The organism is Streptococcus mitis, assembly GCF_946190065.1.
Taxonomy (GTDB): domain Bacteria; phylum Bacillota; class Bacilli; order Lactobacillales; family Streptococcaceae; genus Streptococcus; species Streptococcus mitis_DE.
Genome location: NZ_CAMHZD010000008.1, coordinates 40,734 through 59,200 on the forward strand (window position 1 = coordinate 40,734; position 18,467 = coordinate 59,200).

17 protein-coding genes are annotated in these 18,467 nt (G+C 39.0%); 10 read left to right on the plus strand and 7 right to left on the minus strand.

The window, feature by feature from the left end; genetic code table 11:
- The first annotated feature begins 28 nt into the window (after window positions 1–28).
- On the plus strand, window positions 29–1,792 hold the full coding sequence (gene aspS, locus OCF96_RS05150) for an aspartate--tRNA ligase (protein WP_020903390.1): 1,764 nt from the start codon (window positions 29–31) through the stop codon (window positions 1,790–1,792).
- Window positions 1,770–2,711 (plus strand): YitT family protein, encoded by a 942-nt coding sequence (locus tag OCF96_RS05155; protein ID WP_024057518.1) that lies wholly within the window; start codon window positions 1,770–1,772, stop codon window positions 2,709–2,711. The genes aspS and OCF96_RS05155 overlap by 23 nt, the downstream gene beginning before the upstream one ends.
- A 29-nt stretch (window positions 2,712–2,740) precedes the next feature.
- Here the strand turns inward: OCF96_RS05155 and OCF96_RS05160 are convergent, their stop codons facing one another.
- The 5 genes from OCF96_RS05160 to OCF96_RS05180 all read right to left on the minus strand — a co-directional run bounded on the left by OCF96_RS05160 (window position 2,741) and on the right by OCF96_RS05180 (window position 8,198).
- Window positions 2,741–3,727, minus strand: coding sequence for a LacI family DNA-binding transcriptional regulator (locus tag OCF96_RS05160; RefSeq protein ID WP_001145419.1), 987 nt, complete (start codon window positions 3,725–3,727; stop codon window positions 2,741–2,743).
- A 9-nt stretch (window positions 3,728–3,736) separates the two neighbouring features.
- The gene (locus OCF96_RS05165) at window positions 3,737–4,537 is read right to left on the minus strand and encodes a DUF1189 domain-containing protein (RefSeq protein WP_020903392.1); all 801 of its coding nucleotides are present in this window, start codon (window positions 4,535–4,537) and stop codon (window positions 3,737–3,739) included.
- A gap of 142 nt (window positions 4,538–4,679) precedes the next feature.
- Complete coding sequence (locus tag OCF96_RS05170) at window positions 4,680–5,522, minus strand: sugar ABC transporter permease (RefSeq protein WP_033675775.1); 843 nt, start codon at window positions 5,520–5,522, stop codon at window positions 4,680–4,682.
- A gap of 1 nt (window position 5,523) precedes the next feature.
- The gene (locus OCF96_RS05175) at window positions 5,524–6,816 is read right to left on the minus strand and encodes a carbohydrate ABC transporter permease (RefSeq protein ID WP_261446603.1); all 1,293 of its coding nucleotides are present in this window, start codon (window positions 6,814–6,816) and stop codon (window positions 5,524–5,526) included.
- Window positions 6,817–6,926: 110 nt separating this feature from the next.
- Window positions 6,927–8,198 (minus strand): extracellular solute-binding protein, encoded by a 1,272-nt coding sequence (locus OCF96_RS05180; protein ID WP_004259122.1) that lies wholly within the window; start codon window positions 8,196–8,198, stop codon window positions 6,927–6,929.
- 486 nt (window positions 8,199–8,684) lie between these two features.
- Between OCF96_RS05180 and malQ the strand changes: the two genes are divergently transcribed.
- From malQ to OCF96_RS10200, 8 genes are all read left to right on the plus strand, one after another.
- The gene (gene malQ / locus OCF96_RS05185; protein WP_261446604.1) at window positions 8,685–10,202 is read left to right on the plus strand and encodes a 4-alpha-glucanotransferase; all 1,518 of its coding nucleotides are present in this window, start codon (window positions 8,685–8,687) and stop codon (window positions 10,200–10,202) included.
- 25 nt (window positions 10,203–10,227) lie between these two features.
- Window positions 10,228–12,486, plus strand: a complete 2,259-nt coding sequence (gene glgP, locus OCF96_RS05190; RefSeq protein WP_261446605.1) for a glycogen/starch/alpha-glucan family phosphorylase — start codon at window positions 10,228–10,230, stop codon at window positions 12,484–12,486.
- A 240-nt stretch (window positions 12,487–12,726) separates the two neighbouring features.
- Window positions 12,727–13,629, plus strand: coding sequence for a helix-turn-helix domain-containing protein (locus OCF96_RS05195; protein ID WP_261446606.1), 903 nt, complete (start codon window positions 12,727–12,729; stop codon window positions 13,627–13,629).
- Between the two features lie 149 nt (window positions 13,630–13,778).
- Window positions 13,779–14,675: a helix-turn-helix domain-containing protein gene (locus tag OCF96_RS05200; protein ID WP_261446607.1), complete on the plus strand. Its 897-nt coding sequence runs from the start codon at window positions 13,779–13,781 to the stop codon at window positions 14,673–14,675.
- A 158-nt stretch (window positions 14,676–14,833) separates the two neighbouring features.
- Window positions 14,834–15,055, plus strand: coding sequence for a hypothetical protein (locus tag OCF96_RS05205; RefSeq protein ID WP_261446608.1), 222 nt, complete (start codon window positions 14,834–14,836; stop codon window positions 15,053–15,055).
- 41 nt (window positions 15,056–15,096) lie between these two features.
- Window positions 15,097–15,921: an ABC transporter ATP-binding protein gene (locus tag OCF96_RS05210; protein WP_261446609.1), complete on the plus strand. Its 825-nt coding sequence runs from the start codon at window positions 15,097–15,099 to the stop codon at window positions 15,919–15,921.
- Window positions 15,914–16,663 carry an ABC transporter permease gene (locus tag OCF96_RS05215; protein WP_261446610.1) on the plus strand — a complete coding sequence of 250 codons (750 nt, stop codon included), beginning with the start codon at window positions 15,914–15,916 and terminating at the stop codon, window positions 16,661–16,663. The genes OCF96_RS05210 and OCF96_RS05215 overlap by 8 nt, the downstream gene beginning before the upstream one ends.
- Window positions 16,664–16,832: 169 nt before the next feature.
- Window positions 16,833–17,039: a hypothetical protein gene (locus OCF96_RS10200; protein ID WP_315898989.1), complete on the plus strand. Its 207-nt coding sequence runs from the start codon at window positions 16,833–16,835 to the stop codon at window positions 17,037–17,039.
- Between the two features lie 105 nt (window positions 17,040–17,144).
- On the opposite strand, the gene OCF96_RS05220 is transcribed toward OCF96_RS10200, so the two are convergent.
- Entirely contained in the window at window positions 17,145–17,993 is an 849-nt protein-coding gene (locus OCF96_RS05220) for a putative RNA methyltransferase (RefSeq protein ID WP_261446611.1), read from the minus strand.
- A gap of 82 nt (window positions 17,994–18,075) precedes the next feature.
- Complete coding sequence (locus OCF96_RS05225) at window positions 18,076–18,384, minus strand: YciI family protein (protein WP_261446612.1); 309 nt, start codon at window positions 18,382–18,384, stop codon at window positions 18,076–18,078.
- Window positions 18,385–18,467: the final 83 nt, after the last annotated feature.

Genomic DNA, 18,467 nt, shown 5'->3' on the forward strand with positions numbered 1-18,467 from the left:
AGTAACAGAATAAAAGAGGAGAGAAACAATGAAACGTAGTATGTATGCTGGTCGTGTTCGTGAGGAACACATCGGACAAGAAATAACCTTGAAAGGATGGGTTGGCCGTCGTCGTGACCTTGGTGGTTTGATCTTTATCGATCTTCGTGACCGTGAAGGAATTATGCAGTTGGTTATCAACCCTGAAAAAGTATCTGCAGAGGTCATGGCAACAGCTGAAAGCCTTCGTAGCGAATTTGTTATCGAGGTGACTGGACAGGTCGCTGCGCGTGAGCAAGCCAATGATAAGTTGCCAACTGGTGCAGTTGAGTTAAACGTGACAGCTCTGACAGTGCTTAATACAGCTAAAACAACCCCATTTGAGATTAAGGATGGCATTGAGGCTAATGACGATACACGTTTACGTTACCGTTACCTTGACCTTCGTCGTCCAGAGATGCTGGAAAACCTCAAACTTCGTGCTAAAGTGACCCACTCTATTCGCAATTACTTGGATGAGTTGGAGTTTATCGACGTGGAGACACCATTCCTTTCTAAGTCAACTCCTGAAGGGGCGCGTGACTATTTGGTGCCGTCTCGTGTTAATAAAGGGCATTTTTACGCTCTTCCTCAAAGTCCACAAATCACGAAACAGCTCTTGATGAATGCTGGTTTTGACCGTTACTACCAAATCGTTAAATGTTTCCGTGACGAGGACTTGCGTGGTGACCGCCAGCCTGAGTTCACACAGGTTGACTTGGAAACATCTTTCCTTACTGAGCAAGAAATCCAAGATATCACAGAAGGTTTGATTGCGCGCGTGATGAAAGAAACTAAAGGCATCGAAGTGACGCTTCCATTTCCTCGTATGAAATATGATGATGCTATGGCTCTTTACGGTTCTGACAAGCCAGATACCCGTTTTGACATGTTGCTTCAGGACCTGACAGCAGTAGTCAAAGGTGTAGACTTTAAAGTCTTTTCAGAAGCACCTGCTGTAAAAGCAATTGTGGTCAAAGGAGCTGCGGACAACTATTCACGTAAAGACATCGACAAGATGACCGAAGTAGCCAAACAGTATGGTGCCAAAGGTCTTGCTTGGGTCAAGGTGGTTGATGGAGAATTAAACGGACCAGTTGCCAAGTTCTTGACTAGCATCCAAGCAGAATTGACAACAGCGCTTGCTCTTGAAGATAAGGACTTGGTTCTCTTTGTGGCGGATACGCTTGAAGTGGCTAATGCAACGCTTGGTGCCCTTCGTGGACGTATTGCCAAAGAGCTTGGTTTGATTGATAATGATAAATTCAACTTCCTTTGGGTTGTTGACTGGCCAATGTTTGAATGGTCTGAAGAAGAAGGTCGTTACATGAGCGCCCACCATCCATTTACTCTACCACAGGAAGAGACTGCTCACGAATTAGAAGGTGATTTGGCGAAGGTTCGTGCCATTGCTTACGATATTGTCTTGAACGGTTATGAACTTGGTGGTGGTAGCCTTCGTATCAACCAAAAAGACCTTCAAGAACGTATGTTCAAGGCTCTTGGTTTCTCAGCCGAAGAAGCAAATGACCAGTTTGGTTTCCTTCTTGAAGCCATGGACTATGGTTTCCCACCACACGGTGGCTTGGCTATCGGGCTTGACCGATTTGTCATGCTCTTAGCAGGAGAAGAAAATATTCGTGAAGTTATTGCCTTCCCTAAGAACAATAAGGCAAGTGACCCAATGACACAAGCTCCTTCAACAGTAGCTCTCAAACAACTAGAGGAACTCAGCTTACAAGTAGAAGAAGATGAAACAAGCAAAACGAATTAAGCGGTGGCGCTATTATCTGCGCCGCTTTGCTCATCAGATAAAAATTTTACGTGTCTTACAAAGCATCTCTCGCGAAAAATATGATGAGAAGATTTCGGCCTCTCTGGTCTATGGATTTTTATCAGCAGTAGCGGTCAATTTCTTTTTCCAACCAGGTCATGTGTATTCGAGTGGTGCGACAGGTCTGGCACAGATTATCTCTGCCTTGAGTAATCACTGGTTTGGTTTTCATATCCCGATTTCGTTGACCTTCTATGCCATTAATTTCCCTTTGATGGTCTTGGCTTGGTATCAAATTGGGCATAAGTTCACCGTCTTTACCTTTATAACGGTATCCATGAGTTCCTTCTTTATCCAGTTTGTCCCTGTGGCGACCTTGACGGAGGATCCCATTATCAATGCCCTTTTTGGGGGTGTTGTCATGGGCTTGGGGATTGGTTTTGCTCTTCGAAACAATATCTCCAGTGGTGGGACGGATATCGTCAGCCTGACTATTCGCAAGAAAACGGGTAAGAATGTTGGTAGTATTTCTTTCTTGGTAAATGGGACCATCATGCTGATAGCAGGCTTGACCTTTGGTTGGGAATACGCTCTCTACTCTATGATTACCATCTTTGTCTCTAGCCGTGTCACAGACGCTGTCTTTACCAAGCAAAAACGGATGCAGGCCATGATTGTGACCAATCATCCAGAGAAGGTAATTGAAAAAATCCATAAAAAATTGCACCGCGGTGCAACCATGATCCACGATGCAGAAGGAACCTATAATCACGAAAGAAAGGCAGTTTTAATCACTGTCATTACACGTGCAGAGTTTAATGAATTTAAACAGATTATGAAACAGGTGGATCCAAGCGCCTTTGTCTCTGTCTCGGAGAATGTTCATATTTTGGGACGGTTCGTTGAAACAGATAATTAGTGATCAAAAAAACCAGCTCGAGCTGGTTTTTATTTTTCGATAATTTTGTGGGCAATCAACTGGCGATAACAAATTTGTTTATTGCTTTTAGCATCATTGATGATCTGGAGAATAGTTTCAAAGGAAACACGACCAAGCTCCAAACTATTGATATCGACATAGGCTGCCAAGTTGAGCTTGGGATTGACTGAGTCGAAGCTGAGGACAGGGACATCCAGTTGGTGTTTTGCGATGTAATCACAGACCCCTGCAGCAAGGAGACTATCAATGGTAATAATAGCGTCAATATTTGGATCGTGTTTGAAGAGAAGTCTACTAAAGCGATAACCATTATCTTCAAGAAATTCAGTAGCAAAGTAAGTCAGATTAGTATCGAGAGGAAGTTGGTATTGTTTTAGAGCTAGCTCGTAACCTGTCAGACGGTCTTGTGTTACGAAGAGTCGCTTAGTACCTCCGATAAAGGCAATTCGCTTGCATCCTTTTTTGATGAAATACTCTGTCGCATCAAAACCAGCTTGGACATTGTCATTATCGACAAGTGGAATGAAGGGAGATAGAGATTTACCTAAGATAAGGAAAGGAAATTGCTCGTCTGCTACTAACTTAACCAAAGGGTCCTCTTCTTGGGCATAGAGGAAAATCAAACCATCTACACGCTTACCATAGACCATCTGAGAAATAGCTTTAAGACGCTCTTTGGCATCTTTACCTGTCGCGATCTGAATGGCGTAGTGGTTTTCAGAGGCGACTTGGGCGATACCACGGAGGACAGATGGGAAGAAAGGATTTTGATAGAAGGCGTCTGAGTCGTCAGGAAGCACCAAGCCGATAACTTGGGTATAACTGCTTACCAAACTACGAGCGTTGAGGTTGGGGTGGTAATTGAGCTCCTTCATAGCCTTACGAACACGTTTTTTTGTTTCGTCGCTAATGGTTGATTTGTTTTGAATAACACGGGTTACGGTTGAAGGTGAAACACCAGCAGCCTTGGCCACGTCTTTAATCGTAACGGGCATAAAAATCTCCTATTTATGGTAATCTGGATCACGGAAATGCGTTTTATAAAAGATAGTGACCAGATACAGAACAAAAAGAATGTTTTGTACAGTGATGAGGTTTGACATATTTTGGCCAAAGAGTCCCAAAATAAGTGTAATCAGAGTTGGTAATCCTAAACAGTTCAAGATAAAATGGTAGCACTCTTTAAAGGTCCTAAATGAAAAGAGGCGTGATTTCTTAGTGATATAAAGGAGAAGACTCGCTCCTAGAGAGACGATAAAGAAATTCAAACCAAAGAGGAAGCTCGCACCGAGAACTAGAAAGAGACTGATATAGACACGATTCTGCTGGTACCAGTCTTTAGAAATGGCTTGGGTCAAGCTGTCTTTACTTTTGAAACTCTCAGTCTCAATCGCTCGGTAAGAGACACGGGTCAGTTCTTTACTTTCTTTGCTGATGACGAGCTCATTCGTATCGAAATGCAGTTGCAAGTCCTTAGGTAATTCCTTGCTTTGACTTGGACCGATCACAATAGAAGGCTCTTGACTAGCTGTTCCAGTATAAGTTAATTTGCCATCAACAATTGTAGCGTGTTCAGAGAGATCCTGTACAACCTTATCTGTCAATGGTTCATAGACATTATCGATAAAGGTTTCTAGCGGATAAGTCTCCTGCGAGCTGTTTTGGATGGCAATAGGTACCATAGATAAGCTGATAAGGAAGATACTGGTAAAGAGAAGTTGGAACCAGTTGAGTCCGAAACGTTTGGACAGGGGCTTACGAAATCCCCAAATACTTGAAAAATAGGAAAATGGATATGGAAGCATAGGTATCTTTCTAAAAGGTGTTTTCTATATGAGTATTATATAGAGAAATGTGCTTTATTTCAAGTCTAGGAGATAAATTGCTTGCTACAAGGATAGTTTTACAGTAACAAGTTTTAAAATGAAAAAGGGTGGCGGGGATATATTATCCCTTGTCGCCACCACTTGTAAGTCCTGAAACAAAGTTCTTTTGTAGGAAGAAGAAGAGAATACAGATTGGAAGGGCAATGAGGATAGCACCTGCTGAGAAGTAGGCAATCTTCAAGTTTTTCACATTGCTGACGAAGGTTTGGAGTCCTACGGCAACAGTAAAGTATTCTTTCTCACGAAGCAAGAAACTAGAGAGGATGTAGTCCCCAAAAGGTCCCATGAAGGCCCAGAGAGCTTGTACGGCAACCATTGGGCGAACAAGTGGAAGAACAATTTGCCAGAAGCGGCGGAAGTGTCCTGCACCGTCTAGTTTTGCAGATTCGTCTAGAGACATTGGCACTGTATCGAAGTATCCTTTCATGAGCCAAGCATTCATCGGGATACCACCACCAACGTAGAGGAAGATGAGGAACCAGCTGTGGTTAAGGGCGTTCAACATAAGCGCCATAACGAAGAAGGCTGTCAAAGCGGCCATGGTTGGAACCATTTGGATGATCAAGAAGAAGACCAAACTTTGTTTACGAGCCAAGAAGTTGTAACGGCTGTAGGCATAACCAGCCAGTACGATGATACTTGTTTGAACCGCCATGGTAATCAAGGCGATAATCAAGGTATTTAGATACCAAGTACCGTATAGGGTTTCAGTAAAGAGTCCTTTAAAGTTATCAAAATTGAAGTCGATGTTAGTATCGAGTTTAAAGGCTGCGACGTTACCTGCCTTGAAGGCTGACATGATGGTAATCAAAAGTGGATAGATAATCACGATTGATAGGCCAATCAAGTAGAGGTAAGTAAGGGTTTGAGTCAGTCTACGTTTGAGTTTAATTGAGTTATTCATCTTAGACGTCCTCCATATCAAATGCGTGTAGTTTCTTGAATGCGATCATAGAGATTGAGATGACAATGATAGAGATAATCAAGGTAACAGCTGCCGCCATTGAGTATTGAGGAGATGTACCTGTTGTCAAACGGTAGATCCATGAGATCAAGATATCGGTTGAACCAGCTCCACCTCCGACACTACCAGGTCCTCCACCATTGAAGAGGTACATGATAGAGAAGTTGTTAAAGTTGAAGGTGTATTGGCTAATCAAAGTAGGTGCCGCAACGGCCAAGATCATTGGGAAAGTGATGTTGCGGAATTTTTGCCAAGCATTGGCACCGTCAATATAAGCTGCTTCGTAAAGGTCGTTAGGAATAGATTGCAAGATACCCAAGGTCAAAACGTAGATATATGGGAATCCAAGCCAACCTTGCATCATAATCAAGGCAATCTTAGTCCAAGTTGGGTCTGTTTTCCAAGGAATAAGGACACCATCAAGGAAAGGAAGGAATTTAGCTAAGATTGGCAATACTTGAGTGTTGATAGCTCCTACACTATCGTTAAACATGTTTGAGAATGTTAAGATAGTGATGAAGGCTGGAACAGCCCAAGGAAGAAGGAAAATAACACCAAAGATACGTTTTCCTTTGATAAATGGTTGGTTAGCAATGATAGCTGTGAAGATACCGATGACGATCTGTAAAGTTGAGGCAGCCAAAGCCCAGATGATAGTCCAAGAAAGAACGGCACCAAAGGCAGAACGGAAGGTGCTCAAGCTCCAGATGTTTGTAAAGTTGGTCAAACCAACCCAGTCCAACAATTTGTTTGGTGGCAAGTGTTGGAAGTCGTAGTTAGTAAAGGCAATCATCAAGGTTACGATAACTGGGAAGATAATTGCAAATGTCATTGCTACATACGATGGGATAATCAAAAGGTATGGGAATCCATTCTCATAAATACCTTTGATCATATCTTTAAAAGTCCGTGGGACAGGAATTCCATTGTTAATACGTTTTGCGATTGTATGTGCATCTTTGATATTTGCGAAATAAAAGAGTACATAAACAACTACAAAGATTAAATGGAAGGCACCACGAATCAGCATAAAGAGGGAATTGTCACGACCTGGTTTGTCACCAAGAGTGATGAGATTACTCAATTCAGGGGCTGCAAGTGCTAGGAAGTAAAGGACGAATACGATGGTTACACCAAGGAAGATAAAACCTTTGGCTTTTTGTTTATTGTAAATCTGTCCTAACCCAGGAATGATAGACAGCAGGGCTGCTTTACTAGGTTGTTGCTTTTCCATAATAACTCCTTTCATAGAATACTGGTTTCTAACTAAAACCTAAACTATATATGTTTTTGATTGATAAATTCAAAGGGGGATTTGATTTCCACCCCCCTTGAACAAATTTTTTATTCACCAAATTTTTGTTTGATTGTTTCTTTGATCAATGTTACAGCGTCGTTAGCAGCTGTTTTCGCATCTTTCTTACCACTTACAGCATCAAAGAGCATAGTTTTCGCTGGATCCCAAACTGCAGACATTTGAGAGATGTTTGGCATTGGTTGAGCGTTCTTGAACTGTTTGATAACAGCTGTTGTCAACTCATCGTTTTTACCTTCAGCATATGTACGAGCTTCAGTGTTAGCTGGGATTTCGTTTGTAGTGTCGTAGAAGGCTTTTTGTTCTTCTGTTGAAACAAGGAAGTCTACAAATTTTTGAGCGCCTTCAAGGTTCTTAGTGCTTGATGGGATGATCCAAGCTTTACCACCACCGAATGCAGCATATTCTTTTCCATTTGGAAGAGTTGGGATAGTTGCAACACCGTAGTTTACTTTAGCATCTTTAAAGGCTTGAGCTTTCCAAGGTCCGTCGATGATAGCAGCTGTTTTACCTTCTTGGAATTGAGTTTGGATTAAGTTGCCAGCACCTTCAGTATCTTGCATACCTTTAGGCCATTTTTCATACCAAGATTTAGCGTAGTTGATACCTGCGATAGAACCGTCGTTTGCAAGACCAATGTCTTTAGCGTCTTTACCGTTTTGTCCGAATACGTAAGCACCGTTACCAGCAAGAAGTCCATATGCATAGTAGAAGTTTGTCCAGTCAGCTAGGAAAGCAGAAGTTTTTCCATCTTCTCCAGCAAAGGCATATTTGCTATCTTTAGCAAGGTTTTCTAAGTCAGCAAAAGTTTTTGGAGCTTCTTTTACCAAGTCTTTGTTGTAGTACATAACAAGTGACTCGATAACAGCAGGAGCACCGTAAACTTTACCGTCAGCAGCTGTTACAAGAGATTTAGTTTTATCATCTGTTTTAGCACCGTCGCTCAATTTCACTTCTGAAAGTTGTCCGTCAGTACCAAGGCTACCTACACGGTCGTATGGAGCCATCATAACGTCAGCAGCTTGACCTGATTGGTTGTCTAGAGAAAGTTTGTCAAGCCCACCCATTTGGTCTCCTGTTTTGATGGTAACTTTTACGCCAGCTTCTTTTTCGTAAGCTTTTGCAGCTGATTCAGCGAAAGCTTTGTATTGGTCTTCAACGTAGAAAGTGAGTTCTTTCGCTTCGGATGAACCAGAATCAGCAGGTTTATCAGCAGTTTTGCTTCCGCAAGCTACCAAAAGCAAGCTAGCAAGTGTAACAGTTCCAAGCACAGCAGCGCTCTTCATGAATTTAGATGACATAGTGTATTCCTCCTAAAGAATAACAAATTTTATAATGAGGAAACGCAAACGTTTTCCTTTATGGGACTAGTATAGCACAATCGGAAAGCGGTTGCAAGTGTTTTTTGTAAAAATTTTAAAAAAATTTCACGAAAAGAGTAAGCGTTTTATTTGTTTATAATAGAAGAAAAGTCAGAAAACATATTTTCATGATTTTACTGAAATTATTTAGGGAAACGATTGACTAAATTTTGAACAAAAAATAAATTGCTCTAGACCAAACGTAGGCTAAGTTGAGCCTTCTATTTATAGTTGAAGAAGATTTTGTAAATAGAAAAGAAAAATGTATATGTATACATACAAGAAGGACAAATTTTTTTTAAAAAATAATCAAAAAGTTTTTTAAAAACGCTTGCAATTGTTCCAAAAATAAAGTATACTTATCTTAACGCAAACGTTTGCGCCCAAAAATGAAAATTTAAACTACAAATACACGAGGTGTTGTTTATGAAAAAACGTCAAAGTGGTGTGTTGATGCACATCTCTTCTCTCCCAGGAGCCTACGGAATCGGGTCATTTGGTCAAAGTGCTTACGACTTCGTTGATTTCTTGGTTCGTACAAAACAACGTTACTGGCAAATCCTTCCATTAGGAACAACTAGTTACGGAGATTCTCCTTACCAGTCTTTCTCAGCCTTCGCAGGAAACACTCATTTTATCGATTTAGATATCTTGGTGGAGCAAGGTTTGTTGCAAGCAAGTGACCTTGAAGGAATTGACTTTGGTAGCGATGCGTCTGAAGTTGATTATGCGAAAATCTACTATGCACGTCGTCCTCTTTTAGAAAAAGCGGTGAAACGTTTCTTTGAAGTCGGAGATGTTAAAGAGTTTGAGAAATTTGCTCAAGACAACCAATCATGGCTTGAGCTCTTTGCTGAGTATATGGCTATCAAAGAGCATTTTGAAAATCTTGCTTGGACTGAATGGCCAGATGCAGATGCTCGTGCTCGTAAAGCTTCAGCACTTGAAAGCTACCGTGAGCAATTGGCAGACAAGTTGGTTTACCACCGTGTGACTCAATACTTCTTCTTCCAACAATGGTTGAAATTGAAAGCTTACGCTAACGACAACCACATCGAAATCGTTGGAGACATGCCAATCTACGTAGCGGAAGATTCAAGCGATATGTGGGCAAATCCACATCTCTTCAAGACAGATGTCAACGGTAAGGCGACTTGCATCGCAGGATGCCCACCAGATGAATTTTCTGCAACTGGTCAGCTTTGGGGTAACCCAATCTATGACTGGGAAGCAATGGACAAAGACGGCTACAAATGGTGGATTGAACGCTTGCGTGAAAGCTTCAAAATCTACGACATCGTTCGTATTGACCACTTCCGTGGCTTCGAATCTTACTGGGAAATCCCTGCTGGTTCTGATACAGCAGCACCTGGTGAGTGGGTGAAAGGCCCTGGCTACAAGCTTTTTGCAGCCGTTAAGGAAGAACTTGGTGAGTTAAACATCATCGCAGAAGATCTTGGTTTCATGACAGACGAAGTTATCGAATTGCGTGAACGTACGGGCTTCCCAGGAATGAAGATTCTTCAATTTGCATTCAACCCAGAAGACGAAAGTATCGATAGCCCACACTTGGCACCTGCTAACTCAGTTATGTACACAGGAACACACGATAACAATACGGTCCTTGGTTGGTACCGTAACGAGATCGATGATGCGACTCGTGAATACATGGCTCGCTACACTAACCGTAAAGAATACGAAACAGTGCCACATGCTATGCTTCGTACAGTCTTTTCATCAGTTAGCTTCATGGCAATTGCAACTATGCAAGATTTGCTAGAATTGGATGAGGCAGCTCGTATGAACTTCCCATCTACTCTTGGTGGAAACTGGTCTTGGCGTATGACTGAAGATCAATTGACACCAGCTGTCGAGGAAGGCTTGCTTGACTTGACAACAATCTATCGCCGAATCAATGAAAATTTGGTGGAATTAAAGAAATAATACAATATCAGGAGACACCTTAAACATGTTATCACTACAAGAATTTGTACAAAATCGTTACAATAAAACCATTGCAGAATGTAGCAATGAAGAGCTTTATCTGGCTCTTCTTAACTACAGCAAGCTTGCAAGTAGTCAAAAGCCAGTTAACACTGGTAAGAAAAAAGTTTACTACATCTCAGCTGAGTTCTTGATTGGTAAACTTTTGTCAAACAACTTGATCAACCTTGGTCTTTACGACGATGTTAAAAAAGAACTTGCAGCTGCAGGTAAAGACTTGATCGAAGTTGAAGAAGTTGAATTGGAACCATCTCTTGGTAATGGTGGTTTGGGACGTTTGGCTGCCTGCTTTATCGACTCAATTGCTACTCTTGGTTTGAACGGTGACGGTGTTGGTCTTAACTACCACTACGGTCTTTTCCAACAAGTTCTTAAAAATAACCAACAAGAAACAATTCCAAACGCATGGCTGACAGAGCAAAACTGGTTGGTTCGCTCAAGCCGTAGCTACCAAGTGCCATTTGCTCACTTCACATTGACATCAACTCTTTACGATATCGATGTACCTGGTTACAAGACAGAAACTAAGAACCGCTTGCGTTTGTTTGACTTGGATTCAGTTGATTCTTCAATCATTAAAGACGGTATCAACTTTGACAAGACAGATATCGCTCGCAACTTGACTCTTTTCCTTTACCCAGATGATAGTGACCGTCAAGGTGAATTGCTCCGTATCTTCCAACAATACTTCATGGTTTCAAACGGTGCGCAATTGATCATCGACGAAGCAATCGAAAAAGGAAGCAACTTGCATGACCTTGCTGACTACGCAGTTGTCCAAATCAACGATACTCACCCATCAATGGTTATTCCTGAGTTGATCCGTCTTTTGACTGCTCGTGGTATCGAACTTGACGAAGCGATCTCAATTGTTCGTAGCATGACTGCCTACACTAACCACACAATCCTTGCTGAAGCCCTTGAAAAATGGCCTCTTGAATTCTTGCAAGAAGTGGTTCCTCACTTGGTACCAATCATCGAAGAATTGGATCGTCGCGTGAAAGCAGAATACAAAGATCCAGCTGTTCAAATTATCGATGAGAGCGGACGTGTTCACATGGCTCACATGGATATCCACTACGGATACAGTGTTAACGGAGTAGCGGCACTTCATACTGAAATCTTGAAGAACTCTGAGTTGAAAGCTTTCTACGACCTTTACCCAGAAAAATTCAACAACAAAACAAACGGTATCACTTTCCGTCGTTGGCTCATGCATGCTAACCCAAGACTGTCTCACTACTTGGATGAGATTATTGGAGAAGGTTGGCACCATGAAGCAGATGAGCTTGAAAAACTCTTGTCTTATGAAGATAAAGCAGCTGTCAAAGAAAAATTGGAAAGCATCAAGGCTCACAACAAACGTAAATTGGCTCGTCACTTGAAAGAACACCAAGGTGTGGAAATCAATACAAACTCTATCTTTGATATCCAAATCAAACGTCTTCACGAGTACAAACGCCAACAAATGAACGCTTTGTACGTGATCCACAAATACCTTGACATCAAAGCTGGTAACATCCCTGCTCGCCCAATCACAATCTTCTTTGGTGGTAAGGCAGCTCCAGCCTACACAATCGCTCAAGACATCATCCACTTGATCCTTTGCATGTCAGAAGTTATTGCTAACGATCCAGCAGTAGCTCCACACTTGCAAGTAGTTATGGTTGAAAACTATAATGTTACTGCAGCAAGCTTCTTGATCCCAGCATGTGACATCTCAGAACAAATCTCACTTGCTTCTAAAGAAGCTTCAGGTACTGGTAACATGAAATTCATGTTGAACGGAGCTTTGACTCTTGGTACTATGGACGGTGCTAACGTGGAAATCGCTGAGTTGGTTGGTGACGAAAACATCTACATCTTTGGTGAAGATTCAGAAACTGTTATCGACCTTTACGCAAAAGCAGCATACAAATCAAGCGAATTCTACGCTCGTGAAGCTATCAAACCATTGGTTGACTTCATCGTTAGCGATGCAGTTCTTGCAGCTGGAAACAAAGAACGCTTGGAACGTCTTTACAATGAATTGATCAATAAAGACTGGTTCATGACTCTTCTTGACTTGGAAGACTACATCAAGGTTAAAGAACAAATGTTGGCTGACTACGAAGACCGTGACGCATGGTTAGACAAAGTCATCGTTAACATTGCTAAAGCAGGATTCTTCTCATCTGACCGTACAATTGCTCAGTATAACGAAGATATCTGGCACTTGAACTAAGATATAAGATTTATACTAATACATTTTCCTATAAAGCGAATTTCGATTGAAATTCGCTTTTTTGAATGCTTGACTAGAAATAGACCTCAGATACTATGTTGAGAGAATCATCTATAGAATTGTAGTTTACAACTATTCGTTATAATTATTTTTATCTGAAAATTTCAAGAAAGTGTGTTAAAATGAGAACGTATACAATTTGTTGTTTGAATATCAAATTAGAATTTAAAGAGGCTTATTATGAGTAATTTAGAGATTGGGAAACGAATTCGTACCTTACGGACTGAAAAAGGATTGAGTAGAGAAGCCTTTTGTGGTGATGAAAAAGAACTTACTGTTCGTCAGTTGGCCAGAATTGAAACAGGAAACAACTTGCCCAGCTTAGCAAAACTAGATTATATTGCTGGAGTGCTAGGAATTCCGATGTCTCAGTTAATTGATGAAGGCATGATAATTGTTCCCAAAGAGTATTTAAAGCTAAAAACGAAGTTGATTCGTCAATCTATTCATGGAGATGAAGAAAAAATACGTCAGCGTGAGGCTATCTTTGAAGATATTCAGGAACATTTTTATGATAAACTCCCTGAGGATGAACAGGTAGCAGTTGAGGTTCTACAGGCTATCGATGATGTCTATGTTTCTGAAAACGCTGAATTTGGAGAGGGCTTGATTGAGGAATATTTCAATCAAACTTTGCTACAAATGGAGTATTCTGTAAATGATTTATTGATCTTATATTTATATTTTTTATCAAATGCTATTAGTTTTAAACGAAATGATGACGTTTTAAAAAAAGTAAGAAATAACATCGTGACCATAATTGACTGTTCAGATAATACTTACATGCATCTGTTACAAAGAGTATTAATTGCAATACTGTTGTATCAATTGAGAAACGAATACTACGAAGATATCTCTGTCATTTTTAGTTTTCTAAGAGAAATTATGATGGAAATTCAAGATTCAAACTTAAAACCAACGGTAGACTACTTGGAAGCTAAATATTACCTATACGGGGAAAAAGATAAAGAAAAAGCCCTACAATACTATGAAAAAGCTATCAATGGGGCAGAATTTTTTAATGATATGAATTTCAAAAATCGAGTGATAGAGGAGAGAAAAGAAGAGTTCCCTGATATGTAAAAAAACTCTTTGTTCATTATGAAGGGATGCTGATAGGCAACATGGGGAGCTTTGTTAGTAAGAATTTAATATATTTGAAATAATAGATATTAACAAATAGATAAGTACTTTTATTTTTGTGTGCAAAAGTCTATTTATGGAGGAATGAGATGAAAAATTTAGAAATCGGGAAGCGGATTCGCACCTTACGAACTGAAAAAGGATTGAGTAGAGAGGCCTTTTGTGGAGATGAAAAAGAGCTTACTGTTCGTCAGTTGGGCCGAATTGAAACAGGAAATAACTTGCCCAGCTTAGCGAAACTAGACTATATAGCTGGAGTGTTAGGAGTTCCGATATCTCAGTTAATTGATGAACGATTACTAATTGTTCCTAAAGAGTATTTAAAATTAAAAACGAAATTGATTCGTCAATCTATTCATGGAGATGAAGAAAAGGTTCGTCAACGCGAGGCTATCTTTGAAGAAATTCAAGAACGTTTTTATGACCAACTGCCTGAGGATGAACAAGTATCAGTTGAGGTTCTACAAGCTATTGATGATGTGTATGTTTCTGAAAACTCTGACTTTGGAGAGGGATTGATTGAGGAGTATTTTGAGCAGTTACTTTTAAAAACAAATTATGACACCAATGATTTACTAATTTTACACCTATATTTTTTAAAGTGCACTTTGAATGCAAAGCCAATTGATAATATATTTGAAAATATCTATTCTAACATCTTGGAGCAAACTAATTTCTCTGATGCCAACAATATTCATTTGATTCAAAGGGTTATTGTATCAATTGTTTTATATCACTTTAATATTGAATATTATGATTTAATGCCTCAAACGCTAAGTGCTGTACGAGAAATAATAGATGAAGTCCAAGATTTTGCTTTACTACCTACAGTAGATTTTTTTGAAGCCAAATATTATATTCATACTAATCAGAATAAAGATCTTGCTTTGGACTACTATAATAAAGCAATAAACGGATCGAAATTATTAAATGATAAATCATTTAGGGATAGAGTGATAGAGGAAAAAAATAAGGATTTTCCATAATTTCAATATAAAACAGGACATAAATGTCAGTGGACATAAATGTCCTGTTTTTTTACTCTCGTAAGGTATATACTGTTATTGTAAATAAGTTAAGAAGAGCGCAATGCTAGAAACATTTCTATTTAAACGGGATGTAGATTAGCAGGCGGGAGGAAAATATGGTAAAAACAATTGACTATTATATGGATGAAAAATTTGTCAAGAAGGACTATCTGATTATCAAAAATAGTCTCGCTAGCAGACGCCTATGTAAAGTAACACTTGATGAAAAGTTGTTAAAATTAGTTCTCTTGCTTCCAAATGAAATGAGAGAAATCAAAATGGACTCCAACTTAAAGCCTAGAATTAGAGTTGTTGACATAACCGATGGGAGTGAGTGAAGTTTCTAAAATACAATTTATCATTAGAAAGAGGTAATAAAATGATTAAGGTAGAAAGAGTTACAAAGCGATTTGGAGATAATATTGCTTTAAATCAAATTAGTTTTTCAATAAACGAAGGAGAAATTTTTGGATTCCTAGGTCCATCTGGTTCAGGGAAGACAACAATGATCAATATTCTGACAGGACAGCTACAGGCTAACAGCGGAAAGACAGAATTATTAGGGAAAGATTCTCAAAAATTACTTCCGTCAGATTTTGAAGAGTTAGGTTTAGTAGGTGACACAAGTGGTTATTACGAAAAATTAAGTTTGTACAATAACTTGTTGCTCTTTGCAAGACTATACGGAGTTTCAAAATCCCGAATTGAAGACATTCTAAAACAAGTTGGTCTGTATGATAGTAAAGACACACCCGCTGAAAAACTTTCTACAGGAATGCGTCAACGAATGCTTTTAGCTCGTGCTTTAATCAATTATCCTAAAGTTCTATTTTTAGATGAACCTACAAGTGGGTTAGATCCCACCACCTCAAAGAAGATTCACAAATTACTACAGGAGTTAAAGGAAAGAGGAACAACCATTTTCTTAACTACTCATGATATGAATGAGGCGACTTTATTATGTGATAACCTAGCTCTTTTGAATAAAGGTGATCTTATTGAACAAGGAAGCCCAAGCGAAATTATCCAAAAATACAACACGGAAAAAAAAGTTGCAGTAACTTATAGTGATTCTACTAAAAAGGTAGTGCGCTTTGAAGACTTGCAGCAAGAAGATTATAAAAAAATGATGACGATTCACTCATGTGAACCAACTTTAGAAGATATTTTTATTAAATTGACAGGAGAAAAATTAGATGTTTAAGAGAATTTTAGCCCTTATCTGGTTGAGGACACAAGTATTATTAACAAACAAAAACACTTTGGTACAAGTAGTATTCCCATTCTTTCTGGTTCTACTCTTCCAAAATTTTATGAATACAGATGGTACTCAAGGGAAAACACTATTGTATAGTTCTTTAACAATGGCATTCTCATTTTCTTCTGGATCAATGATTTCAAACTCTATTGCAGAGGAAAAAGAAAAAAGAATTTTTAAAACACTCATTTTAAGCGGAGTTCGCCGTGGAGAATATCTTGTTTCCGTGTTGTTTTATCCTGTAATCTTTGCCTTGGCTGCAGTTATTTCTTTCCCTATTATGGTTGAAGTGGATTTCGCAAAAGATTATCCTGTATACCTTGTAGTAGCTTCTCTGGTAGCATTATGTACAATCCTCTTAAATTTAGTGATTGGAGCTATTTCAGAGACACAAACTCAGGCTCAGGTTTATGGTTTGATTCCAATGCTTGGTCTCTCATTCTTGCCAATGTTTTCTCAAGTTAGCTCAGAGATCAAGAAATTTATGGATACAACCTTCTTAGGAGTTTATGTAGATTTCTTTAATAAACCAGATTTCAAGTTGAATTTTGACAGTTTGGGAATCACTTTTGCTTGGGTTGTAGCATTACTTGCCCTTAGTTATTGGGGATTAAAAAATAAAAAAAGAGTACAGTTTGGAAAACTAACAATTAATCAACTTCAAAAACTAAGTTTTTTTAAAGATTAGTGTTAGTAAGCTTTGTAAGAAACCTAGTTTAAAACAATAAACCAGCGCTTAAAATGCTGGTTTTTTTACTGTCTTCATCCTTATATTTCTTCGTGGTTGATTACCTCACATCTCTTGTATTCGCTTACACAAAGTATTATAATATGATTATAGGAAAGAAGGTGTTCTTATGTGGAAAAAATATTTTTCAAAATATAAATGGACGGATTTATTTTGGATTCTATTTGTTATTTTGACATGCCTCTATATAGGTAACCACGATTTGTTTCCTCTCAATCATCAAGAAATCTCTTTTCGTGGTAGCTTGTGGGGGGTGGTACTGGCATTATATCACTTGTTATTTATTGATAAGTTTGTTATCTCGAATCGAAAATAAATGGAGAAGCTAAAAGCTTTAAATGTTTTAGACTTTTGGGATAGATAGTTTAAAAATTGAAATTTAAAACCGCATATCTTTTTGAAATGCGGTTTTTTGTGTCAATTATAGTACTTTCCCAACCAGAATCTCAGCCTCAATGATAATCTCTGTCAGTTGGCTCCAGTCAATTTTGCTCTGATCAACGTGAAAGAGTAGGGGCGTCATGCTGAGTAGGGCTTGGAGCTGATCTGCTGTGATAGTCTTAGTCAGAGAGGCCGTTTGACTAGATAGGATGGTAAAGTGTTCTTGGAAATGATTTTTGATATCTTGGTTGGAATAGTCCTTGTTTGTCAGCTGGTCTTGTACCTTCTGGCGGATTTCTTTGAGGTGATTTTCAGTTGGGATAACCTTTATCAAGATACCGTCTTTGGATAAAACGCGACGAAATTCTCCGTAATTGGCAGGTGAGAAGATATCAAGCAGGATATCCATGCTGGCGTCTTTTATAGGAAGACGAGCTAAGTCACCAACGAACCAATTGACTGCCCAGTTGGGTTCGCTCTTGGCAGCGATTTGGACTGAATCTTTGGAGATATCAAAGGCATAGAAGGTTTTGTCAGGATGCCTTTCTTGAAGCTTGCGAGAATAGAAACCTTCACCACAACCGATATCCAAAATTGTTTTGGCATTTTTTGAGTTTGAAAGTAAATCAGAGACGGCCTCTAGAATAGCTTGATAAAATCCAGCCTCTAGGATTTGTTGGCGGTTTTGAAAATTTTCCTTGTCGTAGTTGGCAGATTGCTTAATTTGAGGGGCCAGATTGACATAGCCGAATTTTGCCAAGTCAAAAGAATGGCGATTGCTACATTTGAGACTGCTCTCTACCAGAGTCAGATTTTCTTGGCAGATAGGACAGGCAAAGGCAGTAGCAGAAGCAAAACGCTGAAGTTTGGGTTTGAGATTTGTATTCATAGTTTAAGTGTATCAAAAGAGCATCTATATAGCAAACAATCTGACGATTTTGGATTTCTTTAATTGCGCTGGTTTATCAAGTTTATTTTTTTCCATCGACTTGATCGGTTAGTAAAGTTTTCAATTCAGGACAATATTTACTTGCCTCAAATTCAATGATATCATATTGGGCAATCTTATTTTTGTAGAATGGGTCTTGCCTAATGATTTCTTGAACAACTTCTTTATTCTTACATTGTATAAGGATAATTCCTCCAGTTCTTGGATTTTTTCTACCAGATGCAATAAATAAACCTTCTGTATAATAATGGTTCAGAAAACTTATGTGTTCTTGTAAATATTTTTCAACTGCCTCAAGTGGCTTAATATAGGTAAGATTTATAATAAACATAAATAACTCCTTTAAAATAAATGATAAAAAGATTATAATACTTTATAAATAAGTTGTATAGTAGGCACATTTTTGTAAGGAGA

Excerpts from the sequence above, each read along its gene's own strand:
- aspS (WP_020903390.1), top strand. The coding sequence starts at position 29 with ATGAAACGTAGTATGTATGCTGGTCGTGTTCGTGAGGAACACATCGGA.
- OCF96_RS05155 (WP_024057518.1), top strand. The coding sequence starts at position 1,770 with ATGAAACAAGCAAAACGAATTAAGCGGTGGCGCTATTATCTGCGCCGC.
- OCF96_RS05160 (WP_001145419.1), bottom strand. The coding sequence starts at position 3,727 with ATGCCCGTTACGATTAAAGACGTGGCCAAGGCTGCTGGTGTTTCACCT.
- OCF96_RS05165 (WP_020903392.1), bottom strand. The coding sequence starts at position 4,537 with ATGCTTCCATATCCATTTTCCTATTTTTCAAGTATTTGGGGATTTCGT.
- OCF96_RS05170 (WP_033675775.1), bottom strand. The coding sequence starts at position 5,522 with ATGAATAACTCAATTAAACTCAAACGTAGACTGACTCAAACCCTTACT.
- OCF96_RS05175 (WP_261446603.1), bottom strand. The coding sequence starts at position 6,816 with ATGGAAAAGCAACAACCTAGTAAAGCAGCCCTGCTGTCTATCATTCCT.
- OCF96_RS05180 (WP_004259122.1), bottom strand. The coding sequence starts at position 8,198 with ATGTCATCTAAATTCATGAAGAGCGCTGCTGTGCTTGGAACTGTTACA.
- malQ (WP_261446604.1), top strand. The coding sequence starts at position 8,685 with ATGAAAAAACGTCAAAGTGGTGTGTTGATGCACATCTCTTCTCTCCCA.
- glgP (WP_261446605.1), top strand. The coding sequence starts at position 10,228 with ATGTTATCACTACAAGAATTTGTACAAAATCGTTACAATAAAACCATT.
- OCF96_RS05195 (WP_261446606.1), top strand. The coding sequence starts at position 12,727 with ATGAGTAATTTAGAGATTGGGAAACGAATTCGTACCTTACGGACTGAA.
- OCF96_RS05200 (WP_261446607.1), top strand. The coding sequence starts at position 13,779 with ATGAAAAATTTAGAAATCGGGAAGCGGATTCGCACCTTACGAACTGAA.
- OCF96_RS05205 (WP_261446608.1), top strand. The coding sequence starts at position 14,834 with ATGGTAAAAACAATTGACTATTATATGGATGAAAAATTTGTCAAGAAG.
- OCF96_RS05210 (WP_261446609.1), top strand. The coding sequence starts at position 15,097 with ATGATTAAGGTAGAAAGAGTTACAAAGCGATTTGGAGATAATATTGCT.
- OCF96_RS05215 (WP_261446610.1), top strand. The coding sequence starts at position 15,914 with ATGTTTAAGAGAATTTTAGCCCTTATCTGGTTGAGGACACAAGTATTA.
- OCF96_RS10200 (WP_315898989.1), top strand. The coding sequence starts at position 16,833 with ATGTGGAAAAAATATTTTTCAAAATATAAATGGACGGATTTATTTTGG.
- OCF96_RS05220 (WP_261446611.1), bottom strand. The coding sequence starts at position 17,993 with ATGAATACAAATCTCAAACCCAAACTTCAGCGTTTTGCTTCTGCTACT.
- OCF96_RS05225 (WP_261446612.1), bottom strand. The coding sequence starts at position 18,384 with ATGTTTATTATAAATCTTACCTATATTAAGCCACTTGAGGCAGTTGAA.